This is a genomic window from Candidatus Aeolococcus gillhamiae (assembly GCF_016464765.1).
Classification (GTDB): Bacteria; Chloroflexota; Dormibacteria; order Aeolococcales; family Aeolococcaceae; genus Aeolococcus; species Aeolococcus gillhamiae.
Genome location: NZ_JAEKNS010000037.1, coordinates 69,399 through 83,061 on the forward strand (window position 1 = coordinate 69,399; position 13,663 = coordinate 83,061).

The 13,663-nt window shown below is 61.6% G+C and carries 13 protein-coding genes; 12 read left to right on the top strand and 1 reads right to left on the bottom strand.

Features of this window, described 5'->3' with window-relative positions:
• The first annotated feature begins 11 nt into the window (after positions 1 to 11).
• From JF886_RS02910 to JF886_RS02965, 12 genes are read left to right on the top strand one after another with little or no spacing between them, the layout of a single operon-like run.
• A complete protein-coding gene (locus JF886_RS02910; RefSeq protein ID WP_337309416.1) occupies positions 12 to 1,517 on the top strand; it encodes an APC family permease in 1,506 nt (501 codons plus the stop codon).
• Positions 1,514 to 2,977, top strand: coding sequence for a dihydroorotase (locus tag JF886_RS02915; protein ID WP_337309418.1), 1,464 nt, complete (start codon positions 1,514 to 1,516; stop codon positions 2,975 to 2,977). Before JF886_RS02910 ends, JF886_RS02915 begins: the two co-directional genes overlap by 4 nt.
• Positions 2,978 to 3,037: 60 nt before the next feature.
• Positions 3,038 to 3,679, top strand: a complete 642-nt coding sequence (locus JF886_RS02920) for a cysteine hydrolase family protein (protein ID WP_337309420.1) — start codon at positions 3,038 to 3,040, stop codon at positions 3,677 to 3,679.
• Positions 3,676 to 4,653, top strand: coding sequence for an asparaginase (locus JF886_RS02925; RefSeq protein WP_337309422.1), 978 nt, complete (start codon positions 3,676 to 3,678; stop codon positions 4,651 to 4,653). The genes JF886_RS02920 and JF886_RS02925 overlap by 4 nt, the downstream gene beginning before the upstream one ends.
• Positions 4,654 to 4,692: 39 nt before the next feature.
• Positions 4,693 to 5,001, top strand: coding sequence for a carboxymuconolactone decarboxylase family protein (locus tag JF886_RS02930; protein ID WP_337309425.1), 309 nt, complete (start codon positions 4,693 to 4,695; stop codon positions 4,999 to 5,001).
• A 7-nt stretch (positions 5,002 to 5,008) separates the two neighbouring features.
• The gene (locus tag JF886_RS02935; protein WP_337309427.1) at positions 5,009 to 6,268 is read left to right on the top strand and encodes an aspartate aminotransferase family protein; all 1,260 of its coding nucleotides are present in this window, start codon (positions 5,009 to 5,011) and stop codon (positions 6,266 to 6,268) included.
• The gene (locus JF886_RS02940) at positions 6,265 to 8,205 is read left to right on the top strand and encodes an oxidoreductase (protein ID WP_337309429.1); all 1,941 of its coding nucleotides are present in this window, start codon (positions 6,265 to 6,267) and stop codon (positions 8,203 to 8,205) included. The genes JF886_RS02935 and JF886_RS02940 overlap by 4 nt, the downstream gene beginning before the upstream one ends.
• Before the next feature lie 11 nt (positions 8,206 to 8,216).
• Positions 8,217 to 9,701, top strand: coding sequence for an aldehyde dehydrogenase (locus JF886_RS02945; RefSeq protein ID WP_337309431.1), 1,485 nt, complete (start codon positions 8,217 to 8,219; stop codon positions 9,699 to 9,701).
• A gap of 12 nt (positions 9,702 to 9,713) precedes the next feature.
• The gene (locus tag JF886_RS02950; protein ID WP_337309434.1) at positions 9,714 to 10,598 is read left to right on the top strand and encodes an NAD(P)-dependent oxidoreductase; all 885 of its coding nucleotides are present in this window, start codon (positions 9,714 to 9,716) and stop codon (positions 10,596 to 10,598) included.
• Positions 10,591 to 11,292 (top strand): GntR family transcriptional regulator, encoded by a 702-nt coding sequence (locus JF886_RS02955; protein ID WP_337309436.1) that lies wholly within the window; start codon positions 10,591 to 10,593, stop codon positions 11,290 to 11,292. Before JF886_RS02950 ends, JF886_RS02955 begins: the two co-directional genes overlap by 8 nt.
• On the top strand, positions 11,282 to 11,824 hold the full coding sequence (locus JF886_RS02960) for a MaoC family dehydratase (protein WP_337309438.1): 543 nt from the start codon (positions 11,282 to 11,284) through the stop codon (positions 11,822 to 11,824). The genes JF886_RS02955 and JF886_RS02960 overlap by 11 nt, the downstream gene beginning before the upstream one ends.
• A gap of 6 nt (positions 11,825 to 11,830) precedes the next feature.
• Positions 11,831 to 12,988 (top strand): acyl-CoA dehydrogenase family protein, encoded by a 1,158-nt coding sequence (locus tag JF886_RS02965; protein WP_337309440.1) that lies wholly within the window; start codon positions 11,831 to 11,833, stop codon positions 12,986 to 12,988.
• 138 nt (positions 12,989 to 13,126) lie between these two features.
• Here JF886_RS02965 and JF886_RS02970 read toward each other — a convergent pair whose 3' ends face one another.
• Complete coding sequence (locus JF886_RS02970; protein WP_337309442.1) at positions 13,127 to 13,393, bottom strand: hypothetical protein; 267 nt, start codon at positions 13,391 to 13,393, stop codon at positions 13,127 to 13,129.
• Between the last annotated feature and the right edge of the window lie 270 nt (positions 13,394 to 13,663).

Below are 13,663 nucleotides of genomic sequence, written 5' to 3' on the forward strand. Positions count from 1 at the left end.
AGGTTGGTTACATGGCTACCGTGCGAGGAGCACCGGGAACGGTCCCTGACTCCAGTACACCAGACCGGCAACTGAAACACAACGCCATCGGACTCGTCGCGGCCGCGACGCTTGGCATCGTTTTCATGTCCCCTGCATATGCCTTCTACGGGAACTGGGGTCCCGTCGCCGGAACCGTGGGCATTCAAACGGTAGCGGTGTTCTGGATCGCTGCTCTGGTGATACTGCCTACCGCGCTTTCCTACGCGTTTGTGGCGCGCAAACTCACCTCGGCAGGAAGTGCGTATGCGTGGATTGGGCGGTTGACAAACCGCCACATTGGCAATTGGTTGGGTTGGATACTGTTGACCTTCTACGGTCTGGTCCTCGTAGCCGTGCCGGCGCTGTTCGGTCTCTTCTTCAACGCCTTCCTCAATGACATTGGCATCCACGTCGATCCTACCAATCCATGGACCTATTCCCTCGGGGTAGTCATTGTTTTCGGAGTTGCCTCCCTGTTCGCATTCCCGGGAATCAGATCGTCAACCCGAGCCGCGACACTGATCGTGGGCTTTGAGATCTTGGTTATCGTCGCACTTGCAACCACCATCCTGGTCAAACACACGGGCAGCCTTTCACTGCAGCCGTTCAATCCCACCGGTAATGCCATTACATCGTCCTTCTGGGTCGTGCTGCCGATTGCCTTCTACAGCTTCACTGGCTTCGACGTTGTGGCCACGGCCGCCGAGGAGACAAAGTTGGCGCGGCGGTCAATTCCGCTGGCGACATTGGCCGCGGTCGGTATCTTCACCCTGTTCATGATCTATACGGTGTATTCGTTCACCTTTGCGGTTCCAGTCGATCAGATTGCCAATCTGGTCACCTCTGGAATCACGCCAGTCACCCCTATTGCCCAACAGTACTGGGGTGGTGGTGGGGTGCTCATATCGATCACCGGCCTGACAGCCGGCACCGGTGCGCTTCTCGCTGTTCTGATCGGCACCAGTCGGGTGATGTTCGCCATGGGACGAGACCGTGCGTTGTTTGCCGCCGCGGGCCGACTCCACCCGAGATTCCAGACCCCATGGACGGCGATGATTGCGCTCATAGTGGTCGGACTCGTGTATGACCTCGCCGTAGGCCAATGGATCGGCGCTCTCAACGCATATTTCTGGGCGGGTACGGCAACCGCATTCTTCGCTCTCGTCACATACACCTTCGTGAACATCGGCAACTTTTTGCTCTACTTTCGCAAACCAGACTTCAATATCGTGTGGAACGCGCTGGTTCCGCTGGCCGGCATCGTATTGTCGATATGGGTATTGTGGGTCAGTTTCGTGCAGGCTCTGTGGAACGCCGGCTGGGTTACGATCGGTCGGGGCATCGTGGTCTTCGCGTTTGGATGGGCAGCAGTGGGCTTGGTCTATGCGTTCATTGTTAGGAACCGCGCGAGACCACCTCGAGTTGAGGGTCTCGCGGCTGACGCTGACCTGAGCGCCACCTCTGCCCTTGACGGATTGGCCGGACACGCATCATGAGCGTCGACCTCACGATCAAGAACGGGATTGTGGTGTCAGCGGCCGGCGCTTTCCGCGGCGGACTCTCCGCTGAGAACGGCGTGATCGTCGCGATGGGCGCCGACAGCATTCTCCCGGCAGCCGAGACCACGGTCGACGCCAAGGGATGCGTGATATTTCCCGGAGCGATCGACCCTCACGTTCACCTCGGCGTAGGCGGCACTGCTGACGAGGCGAAGCTCACCGCGGACTTCCGGACCGAGCCACGCGCGGCTGCGACCGGTGGGATAACGTGCTTCGTGACCAACCATGAAAACGCCACCGGCCCGTCCTACGTAACCACCACGCAAACGGGCACATATGATGGTAGAGAGTTGACCCTACTGGATAAGATGAAGGCCATCGGAGAGGCCAGGTCTGTCATCGATTTCCGATTCACGGCGCTTCCGCAGTCCCGCGCCCATCTCGATGAGATTCCGCGTCTGGTCAAAGAAGGCGTGTCGAGCTTCAAATTCTACCCTTCGTACGATGACGAGGAGGCAGCGGACTTTGGCATCGAACGCCTGGACTGGGGCTTCATCTACGAGGGCTTCGAACGGCTGGCGGCCGCGCGAACGCCAGAGTTAGCGCCCATCGGAATGGTTCATTGCGAGGAGCCCTACATCTGCGCGATGTTGAAACGGCGGCTACGCGCAGAGGGCCGGCCGGCGGGGCTCGCCGCGTGGGCCGAGTCGCGCCCAGCCATCGCCGAGGCGATGCAAATATTTGACGTCGGCATGATCGCTAAGGACACGGGCTGTCGCGCCTACATCGTTCACACCTCGTCCCGCGATGGAACCGACACGATCGCGTATCTCAAGAAACTTGGCGTCGACATTGTTGGCGAGACGTGCACGCACTACCTGGTGCTCACTGACCAGGCTCAACTCGAGCGCTGGGCAAAGGTGAATCCCCCGATCCGAGGCACGGAGCATCAGAACCGGCTCTGGGAGGCACTGGTCGACGGCACCCATGAGGTTGTCGGCTCAGATGACTGCGGTACCTACACTCGGCAGGAGAAGCTAGGGAAGGACTTCTGGGATGCCATTCCCGGCTTCTCGGACATGGCGGCCTCGCTCACACTGCTGGTCAGCGAGGGTGTCAACAAGAATCGCCTCAGCTGGCAGCAGCTCGCCCGGGTAATCGCCGAAAACCCGGCGCGCTATTACGGTATGTACCCGCGCAAGGGCACCCTCCAAGTTGGCTCGGATGCCGATGTGGTCATCATCGACCCGACCGAGGACTGGACCATCGCCGCTGAGGCGTTCAATTACACAACCGACTTCTCGATCTATGAGGGGATGCGCGTACGAGGCCGACCAGTGACCACCGTGGTACGCGGCCTGGTCGTCGCGGATCATGGCGAGGTCGTCGCGCCCGAAGGCCACGGAACGTACGTCGCCAGTGGAGTCATCAAGGCGCTAGAAGGCGCCCTGGCCTAGGAGAGCAACCCAGTGCGAACAGTCGATGGGCGTCAGATTTACGATACTCTCGCTGAGCTAGTGGAGCACGACCACACCGCCCTGCTGTTGATTGACATGCAGAACGACTTCTGCTCCGCGGGGGGTACCTTCGCGACAAGCGGGTACGACGTCTCCATGTACGCTGCGATGATTCCCGGTGTCCAGTGTCTCCTGAAAGCCGCCCGACAGGCTGGTGTCCTTCGTATCTTCATCCAGAATACGACCCTCGCAAACCATTTGAGCGACAGCCCGGCTCAGGTGCGGTTCCGCGTCCGCCTCGCTCACGATCCCGATGCGCCGAGTCTCAGATACACCGAGGACGAGAGCTGGGGACACCAGTTCGTCGCCGCCCTCACCCCGGAGCCTGGAGAGCCGGTACTTAAGAAGTATCGTTCAAGCGCCTTTGTCGGCACACCGCTCGATCTGCTCCTGCGCTCCAACGGTATCGACACCATCGTGATCTGCGGTTGCACCACCGAGGGTTGTGTGGAGTCCACCGCCCGCGATGGCATGTTCCTCGACTACTACGTCGTTGTTGTGCCGGACTGCATCGAGTCCGACACCCGTGAACAGCACGAAGCATCCTTGACACTGATGCGCAATCGCTTCGACATGTTTCCCTCAGCCGAGATCGTGGCGACGTGGCCGTCCCTCGGCGGGGATGGCTCGATGCGACAATGACGCGTGTCGTTGTCTTCACCACTGGCGGCACCATCGCGTCTCGGTACGACGCTGACGTCGACGGGTTTGTGCCCGTAGTTAGCGGTGATGACCTTGTAGCGGCCGTGCCGGGGGTTCAAGTTGCTGCCGAGGTCGAGGTCGTCGAGCTCGCGAATGTCTCGAGCACTTTCCTAACACCCACTCTCGTGTTCGAGTGGTGTCGGACGGTGGGTAAGCGACTCGCGGATCCCGAGGTGTGTGGTGTCGTGGTCACGCACGGCACCGACACGCTCGAGGAGTCAGCGTATCTGTTCGACCTGGTTTTGGATACACACAAGCCCATTGTGTTCACGGGCGCAATGCGCACATCGTCTGAGCTCATCAGCGATGGTCCGCGCAACATCCTGACGTCGGTCCGGGTTGCTGCCGACCCGGAGGCCGCTGGCCTCGGTGTTCTGGTGGTCTTGAACGAGGAGATACACGCCGCTCGTGACGTGACCAAAACGCACGCGGAGGCCTTGGATGCGTTCCAGTCGCCGAATCTGGGTCCCCTGGGACGCATCTCGCGCGGATGGGGTGAAGACCACATCCGATTGTATCGTGCGCCGCGCTGCCGGGAGCACATCACAACTGACCGCATCGAGCCGGCCGTCGCCTATGTGAAAACAGTGATGGGCACTGATTCCCTGATGATTGATGCTGCGGTGACGGCTGGGGCACGCGGCATGGTCATCGAAGCCTTCGGTGGCGGAGAGGTCACCCCCTTCATGGCCGACGGGATCGACCGAGCTCGACGGGCAGGGGTCGAAGTGGCGGTGTGTTCCCGCGCGCTCCGCGGCCGTCCGTTGGACCTGTACGCCGAAATCGGTGAGGGCAAGTGGTTACGCGATCACGGCGTCCACTTCTCGGACTCACTTACCGGCCCCAAGACTCGGATCAAGCTCATGCTGGCGTTGGGGGCCGCCGACCCCGCCGACGTTGGACAGTACTTTTAGGAGTGTGTTCTCATGGCCCGACTACCCCACTGGGAAATAATGAATCGGTTCGATCCGGAACTGTTGGCCAAGGTCGAACCATGGCGCCTTCACGTGCTGGAGCAGGGTGTCATTCCCCTCAAGCAGAAGGAATTGATGATGGTCGCGATGTGCGCGGTCGCGCGGTTCCTGCCCGGCCTTCGCATCCACGCCGAGCGCGCGCTCGAGCAGGGTGCGACGGCACAGGAGTTGTTCGAAACCTGTGCGCTCTCTCAGCTCATCGGCGGCGTGCCGTCGTACCGCGAGAGCGTTCTCATCGTCGAGGAACTTGTGCAGACGCCAACGGGTGGCCCGCAGCGTAGTGAATGACACTCCAATGCTGGCAAACGCCGAGCAACTGCTGCCCGGGGGCGGCGTCACGTCACTGAGTCTGCCTGGAGGCGTGCGGAAGGTCATTGCGCGCGGAAAGGGCTCGCGAATTTGGGACGTCGCCGGCGACGAGTACGTGGACTACCTTCTGGGTTCGGGGCCGCTGATCGCCGGACACGCCCACCCCGCAGTCGTCGACGCCGTGCAACGCCAGGCGGCGCTCGGCTCGACGTTCTACGCGGTGACCGAGCCCATCCTCCGCTTGGCGCAGCGGATCGTCGATTCGGTGCCCTGTGCGGAGATGGTGCAATTCTGTACCTCGGGATCCGAGGCGACTGCGTATGCACTGCGCATAGCTCGCGCAGCCACCGGCCGCGACGCCGTCCTCAAGTTTGAAGGCGGCTTTCATGGTGCCAACGACTACGCTCAGATGAGTTTATTCCCCAGCGTCGCCGCGACATATCCATCCTCCCAGCCCAGTTCGGGTGGCATTCCGCACGCGCTCGTCGAGGATGTGCTCGTGGTGCCCTTCAATGATCTGGGGCAGGTCCGCGCAGTCGTCGAGGAGAACCGCAATCGACTGTCGGCCATCATCGTTGAGCCAGTCCAGCGCGTCATCGAGCCTGTACCGGGCTTCCTTCAGGGCCTCCGTGACCTGGCGACGAGGTATGGCATCGTGCTCATATTCGATGAGATCGTCACTGGGTTCCGTCTCGGGGAGGCGGGAGCTCAAGGCTACTACGGCGTGAAGCCGGACCTCGCCACCTACGGCAAGATCATCGGTGGCGGATATCCTCTGGCAGCTGTCGCCGGCCAATCCACACTGATGGAACTTGCCGATCCTGGTCGGAGAGGGAAGGGCGACTATGTGTACTTCTCGGGCACGCTGAATGGGAACCCCATCGCGGCGGTCGCGGGTCTCGCCACCATGGAACTCCTCGACGACGCCGCGTACAAGCGACTCTTCGCAGCCGGGGAGCGCCTCCGTGGCGGCCTTCAGGACGCCTTCGCGAGGCACGATATCGCCGTGCGCGTCCTCGGCATAGGGCCGATGTTTCAGGTGCTCATCACCGATGAGACCGTTCGTGACTACTGGGGGATGCAGCGCGCGGACTCCGTACGGTTGAAGAAGATCGCTGCGGCAGTTTTTCAACAAGGATTCTTCCTGTCGGGCGACAAGGGTTACCTTTCTCTGGCGCATACCGACGACGACCTCGATCGGACCATCCAGGCGTTCGCGGTTGCAATTCGGAGTCAGTCCGATTGAACCATCGGTACTCTTACCTGTTCGAGCCACTGATAATCCGCACCCACCGGATTCCGAACCGGATCGTGATGTGCGCGATGAATGACAACCTCGCCTTCCCGGACGGCTACCCCACTGAACAGCAGATCGACTACTACACCGCGCGCGCTGCCGGCGGTGTCGGCCTGATGATCACGGGAAATGCCTACATCGACGAGCAGGCCTCGAAGATCTCGGCGAACCAGCTCGGCTGCCAGGATGACCGGCTGGTTTCGGCACTGGCCCGCCTCGTGGAGTCTGTCCACGCGCATGGCACGGTGCTCATCATTCAGCTGGCTCATGCTGGCCCACAGACTCTCCCAGAGACCATTGGATTCAGACAAATGGTGGCGCCCAGCGCCGGGGAGCACGCAAGCACGGCTCGTGCTCTCTCCTTGGTGGAGATTGGAGCCATCGTCGAGAGTTTCGTCGCGGCCGCGCGCCGAGCGGAATCAGCGGGCTTTGACGGGGTGGAGCTCCATTGCGGTCATGGGTACCTATTGTCGAGTTTCCTATCTCCGCAGGTCAATCTCAGGACCGACCAGTACGGTGGTTCATTGGAGAACCGAGCCCGGATCATTCGCGAAATCATCGAGCGCGCACGTGCAGTGGTGGGAAGCGCCTTCATCATCGGTGCCAAGTTCAATAGCTCGGACCTCGTTGCCGGCGGCTTTACTGTCGAAGACAGTCTCGCGTTTGCACAGATGCTCGCGACCGTGGGCGTCGACTACCTGGGAGTGTCCCGCGGGATTGCCGAATCCTCGGACCACATGATTGCCCCTCTGTACTACGAACGGCACCAAAACGTGAGCGCCGCCCGGGCCATCCGTGACGCCGTCAGCATCCCGGTGATTGCGATGGGAGCGATTCTCGATCCCGGCGACGCCGATGCCATCATCGAACGTGGCGACGCGGACCTAGTCGCTATCGGCCGCGGGCTCATCGCAGATCCCGACTGGCCGACCAAGGCCAAGCGCGGGGCGGTTGACGACATTCGCCCCTGTATCCGGTGTAACGAGTGCGTTGCCCTCGTCGACGAGAACAGAGAGTTGCGCTGCGCAGTCAATCCCCATGTGGGACACGACGGGAAGCCCTTGATGCCGACCCGCGAACCGCTGTCAGTGCTGGTTTTGGGAGGAGGGCCAGCTGGCTGCGAGGCCGCGCGGACGGCCGCACTTCGAGGCCATCGCGTCACGCTCCTTGAGCGCCACAGGCTCGGCGGAGCGTCGGTCCCTGAGGCAAATCCGCCGTTCAAACGTGAGCTCAATCGACTCCCGGTATGGTACGAACGCCAGCTAGAGAAGGCGGGCGTCAAGGTTGTGCTGAACATCGAGGCGAGCCTCGAGGCCATACGAGAACGGGATCCCGATGTGATTGTCTACGCGATCGGCGCCGATCCTCTTCTTCCACAGGTCGGCGGTGTGGATACGAACTCCGTCGTGCAGGCCACCGAGCTGTTGGAGAGCCCTCCGCCGCGCGGATTGGACATCGCGGTGGTCGGGGCTGGCTTCGTCGGATGCGAAACAGCTCTGCACCTGGCGCAGAATGATAACCGCGTGGCCCTGGTGACACGGAGGGGACGCGATCAGGTCGCGTCAGACTTGAACTACACCATGAAGCTCGCACTGCTCCGGGAGATGGGCCGGGCGGATGTCACCATCGTGGACCATGCGATCGTGCAGTCGATTGGCCCTGGGAAGGTGAGTGTACTAAGGGCGGACGGTTCAAACGGGACATCTAGGGAAGAGGGCCTTGTCGCTGATCTTGTGGTTCTCGCCCGCGGATTTGCTCCTCAACGCCTACTGGCAGACACGTTGATTGATGCGGGATACGACGTCCGCGTGATTGGCGAGGCCAACCGCACAGGTCTCATATTCCACGCAGTGCAGCAAGGATTCGCGGTCGGCAGCACCATCTAGAAGAGAGGACGATGATTACCACCCAACTGGAGCAAGTACAACTCTTCATCAACGGACACAAGGTCCCTTCTGCACGGAAGACCACATTCGTCTCGCTAAACCCTGCAACGGGGCAGGCCTGGGCCGAGGTTGCCGAAGCCGGTCTGGAAGATGTCGATTCGGCAGTGGGGGCAGCCCGGGTTGCCTTCGATCGTGGCGCATGGCCCGACCTCACCCCAACCCAGCGGGGGTTATTGATACACCGGCTGGGCGATCTGCTGCGCGACCACGCGGAGGAGCTGGCGCAGCTCGAAACCAGGGACAACGGCAAGGCCATCCGTCAGACCCGCGGAGAGATGGCGATACTGCCCAACTGGTACTGGTACTTCGCGGGGGCCGCCGACAAGCTCGCTGGAACCACCATACCTATCAGCGGGACTCTCACTGCGCAAACGCATCTGGAGCCGCTCGGGGTTGTGGCGGCGATCGTTCCCTTCAACTCGCCGCTCCTCCTCTCTGCGTGGAAGCTTGCACCGGCGCTGGCCGCCGGAAACACTGTAGTCATCAAACCAGCGCCGGACACCCCGGCAACCGCCGTGCGCCTTGCGGAACTCGTGGTCGAGGCCGGCATTCCGCCCGGCGTCGTGAACGTACTCTGCGGTGGAGACGAGACGGGCAAGGCTCTTGTCGCGCACCCCGGGGTCAGTAAGGTCGCCTTCACCGGTGACAGCCGCACAGCGGTCGAAATCGCCAAGGCCGCGGCGACCACGATGAAGCATGTCTCATGTGAGGGCGGGGGCAAGTCACCGCACATCGTGTTCGCCAATTCCAATCTCGAACAGGCTTTGATTGGGGCGGCCGCCGGCGTCTTCATCTCTGCCGGGCAGACGTGCGTCGCAGGCTCGCGCCTTCTGATTGAAGCGAAGATCTACGACCAATTCGTTGAACGGCTGGCCGCGAAGGCGGACAGCCTGCGTGTCGGCGATCCCACCAGCCAACGGACACACATCGGGTCGCTCACCTCACAGCGGCAGCTCGATAAGGTCGCCGGGTATGTGGCATTGGGGCTTGCCGAGGGAGCACAGGTGGTTGCAGGCGGTCAATCCCCAGAGGATGAGTACCTGGCCGGCGGCTACTTCTATCGTCCCACCGTTCTCGCAGCCGCCAAGAATGAGATGCGCGTTTGTCAGGAAGAGATCTTTGGCCCCGTGGTGGCCTGCTTGCCATTTCAGGACGAGGACGAGGCAATCGCCACTGCCAATGGAACCCCATACGGCCTGGCCGGCGGCACGTGGACCAACGATATTCGGCAGGCTCATCGGGTCGCGGCCGCACTGCAGACGGGAACTGTCTGGGTCAATAACTACCGGACGATCCATTGGCAGGCGCCGTTTGGCGGCTACAAGCAGTCCGGGTACGGCCGGGAGAACGGATGGGAGGCGCTGCGTGAGTACACGCAGGTCAAGACCGTGCTCACCGATCACGCCGTCGAAACTGCCGACCCGTTCTCTGATTGAAGGCGCCTCGGAATGCGGATAGGATTCATTGGACTGGGCAGGATGGGTGCACCGATGTGCCAGCATCTCATCGACGCCGGACATGACCTACGCGGCTACGACGTTGATCACCTACACGCAAAGCAGGCCATCGGCGCTCGGGCGGTTGGCTCTCCTCGCGATCTGCTCAACTGGGCTGATGTCATCATCACGATGCTGCCCTCGGGAGCGGCACTGGGAAAGACGCTGACGGGTGCGCACGGACTCTTGACCGGCTCGGACGGTGGTTTCGCCCTTGTCGACATGGGAACGACCAGTCCGACGATTGCCGAAACCATTGCGAATGAGGTAACCGTCCGCGGCGGGGAGTATCTGGAGGCGCCAGTCAGTGGTGGCACCGCTGGCGCGCAGGCGGCCACTCTGACGATCATCGCAGCAGGCGAGCGCCTGCTCTTCGACCGCGTGCGTCCTGTGCTAGAGGTTCTCGGGAACCGCGTGTTCTTCGTCGGCGCGGCCGGCTGTGGTCAGACCCTCAAATTGGCGAACAACCTCCTGCTTGCAGTCAACGTCGTGGCGGTGGGCGAAGCTTGGTCGCTTGTCAGAGCGAGCGGGATGGACAGAGAGACTGCCCACGAGGTGCTCACCATGTGTTCGGGTGACTCCCGGGCACTTCGAACCAGGGTTCCGGACCCCGATGTCCTACCGGACGGACCTGCCGCCCGCAGTTTTGAGCCAGGCTTCAGGGTGGAACTGATGCTGAAGGATATTGCGTTGGCCGAGGAGCTGGCTAGGCATCTGGGCGTGCAGACACCTACGCTGCTTGCGGCACGTGACACCTACCAGCGCGCGGTCGACAGTGGATGTGGGGAGTTGGACATCGCCATCGTGGCCGATCTCATTGGAGGACCCCGTGCCTGAGTTCATCACGAAGCTGGATCTGGCCGAGCAGTTGCTGCTGCGCGTCATTGCTTCCGGCGAAGTGGCACCGGGCGAGCGCTTGCGCCAGAACGACCTAGCCGTCCGTTTTGGTGTGAGTGCAACCCCCATCCGGGAAGCTCTTCTTCGGCTTGAGGCACAGGGTCTTCTGGTACGGGATCCACACCGGGGTGTCAGGGTGGCCGAGGTGGACGTGGAGGAAACCGCCGAGCTGTACCTGGTACGAGCTGTGCTGGAGGGGCTGGCAGTGGAGCACGCGGTGCCCTACATCGGCGAGAAGAAGCTAGCCGTGCTCACGGCCATCCAAGAGCGGACTGACGATCTCCGCGTCTCAGGCAGCCTGAAGGCCCTGCGAAAGCTGAACTTCGACTTCCACACCGGGATTTACCGTGCCAGCCAGCTGCCGCGGCTGACCCGATTGATCGACTCACTGTGGCCCCTCTTTCCGTGGGACTCGATGTGGGCGGTCCCCGGGCGGGCAGAAAGCTCGGCGCGCGAGCACCGCGCCATCCTCAAGGCCATCGGGAGGAATGACACCGAGGGTGCTGGCCACGCGATGCGCCGGCACATTGAGAGCGGAGCGACTGCCTTGAGTGCGTTCAGGTTAGCGCAGACAGAGACACCTGGCACCGAGCAGCGCAAGAAGGTGTCCCGGAGAGCACAGCGTGGCACTTGATGACCAGCCGGGTAGCGGCCCGGCGCCGTCCGAATGGCGTGGTCGGTTCTATGAAGACCTGACCATCGGTGGGGTGTTCAAGAGCCGCCTTGGGCGCACCGTGATCGACGCGGATAACGTGTGGTTCACCTGTCTGACCATGAACACCAACCAGATGCATTTCAACCAAGAACATGCGGCGCGCACATGGTCCGGACAGTGCCTCGTCAATAGCACGCTGACGTTGGCGTTAGTTACCGGGCTCTCCGTGCCAGACACGAGTGAGAACGCCACGGCGAATCTTGGGTGGGACAGGGTCACACTCCCCGGTCCCGTGTTCGTCGGAGATACCCTCTGGGCGGAGAGCGAAGTCTTGAGCAAGCGCGAATCGCGGACCAACCCCGACGTCGGCATCGTGCGGATCCGCTCGCGCGGTATCAATCAACGCCGTGAGGTCGTGATCGAGTTTGAAAGAACGTTCATGATCTACAAGCGCACCGTGCCAGAGGCTCGTGCGTCGTTCCCGGGAACTGACACGCCATGGAGTTTATGAGCATTGTTGCAGCTCACCACAGTCGATGAACACGCAGCTATCCGGGAGGCGGTTCGAGAGTTATGCGCCCGGTTCCCCGACGATTACTGGAAGGGGCTAGAGCCGAATAGCTATCCCGAGGACTTCGTCACAGCCCTGACCCAGCACGGCTGGCTGTCGGTCTTGGTCCCCACACAGTACGGTGGCGCAGGGTTATCTCTCGATGCGGCATGCGCAGTCCTTCAAGAGATCAACCACAGCGGTGGCAACGCCGCCGCTTGTCACGCTCAGATGTACACGATGGCCGCTATCCTGAGAAATGGGAGCGACGAACAGAAGCAGCGATATCTCCCGGCTATCGCCGCCGGCGACCTGCGTCTGCAGGCCTTTGGAATCACTGAGCCGACCGTGGGATCGGATACCACCCGCATTCAAACGACTGCGGTACGCACCAACACAGGCTTTGTCGTGCGTGGCCAGAAAGTCTTCACCTCGCGCGCCCTGTTCTCTGATCTGATGTTGCTCTTGGCGAGGACCTCTCCTGTCGGTGACTCAGGGAAGCCCGGCGACGGCCTCTCGTTGTTCATCGTGGATATGAGAGCGGCGGGAGAAGCCCTGACGATCCGGCCGCTCGAGACAATGATGAACCACGCGACCACTGAAGTGTTCTTTGATGGCATGGAGTTGCCGGCGGACGCGCTCATTGGCGTCGAGGGGCGCGGTTTCAAGTACGTATTAGAGACAATGAACGCTGAACGCATTCTCATCGCCGCTGAGTGCATTGGGGACGGCCGCTGGTTCACCGAGCGCGCGTCTAGGTATGCAAGTGACCGGGCCGTGTTCGGCCGCCCGATAGGCGTCAATCAGGGTGTCCAGTTCCCAATCGCCCGCGCTTACGCGGCAGTCGAGGCTGCGGAACTGATGCGGCGTTTTGCTGCAGGATTGTTTGATGCTGGATCACCGTGCGGCGCCCAGGCCAACATGGCCAAGCTATTGGCGTCCGAAGCGTCCTGGCAAGCAGCCAATGCGTGTCTTGATACGCACGGGGGCTGGGGTTTCACACGCGACTTTCACATAGAGCGCAAGTTTCGCGAGACCAGGCTGTATTCAGTAGCACCTATCTCGAATAATCTCGTCCTTGCGTTCCTGGGACACCACGTGCTTGGGATGCCGCGATCGTATTAGCCGCGATTCATCACGCTCGTAGATGCGATGATCGTGTCTGGCTGAGAAATGATTCGGCACTCAGAGGCTTCCCGCGGTCGCAAAAGGTGACTCTGTATAAGCCATCCAGCGGCGAGCCGGGGTGTGTGACCGTCCCTATCAGGCTGACACCGACCACAACGGCATCGAGGCCATATGGCAGGGAATCTCGCGCGGCAGTGAGAATCGGAGGGGCGCTATCGGTGCTCCAAGGCCGACGGTAAAGCACACCAAAAAGATCGCCTCGCCGAAGGCGGTGCCCAGCGCGACCTCGGTGCCCTGCCTCAAACGATCGCCGTTCGACCGGCGGCGGACAACCATCAAGATCATGACCATGTCACAATCACGAAAGCCCAGTAGGCAGGCAATCGTCATGCGTTGCCCCACGTTTGGCTCAACCGCATGCACGTGAGTCCGTTGAACGCGTACACATCCCCGGGCGCGATGGTCATGGACAGATACTCCGCGCTATCGAGCCCCTCGACAGGGTACGGGGCTCCCGACCGCTCTGTACCAAGTTGCGTCCCGTAACGTGGTGTAAATCCGGGTGCGCCGACTGAGCCTGCCGACGAGGTAGACAAAGAAGGCCACCGCGGAGTTCTCTTGGAAGCTTCTACCCAAACCAGGAGACCCACGATGGCCCAGGACAGGATGACA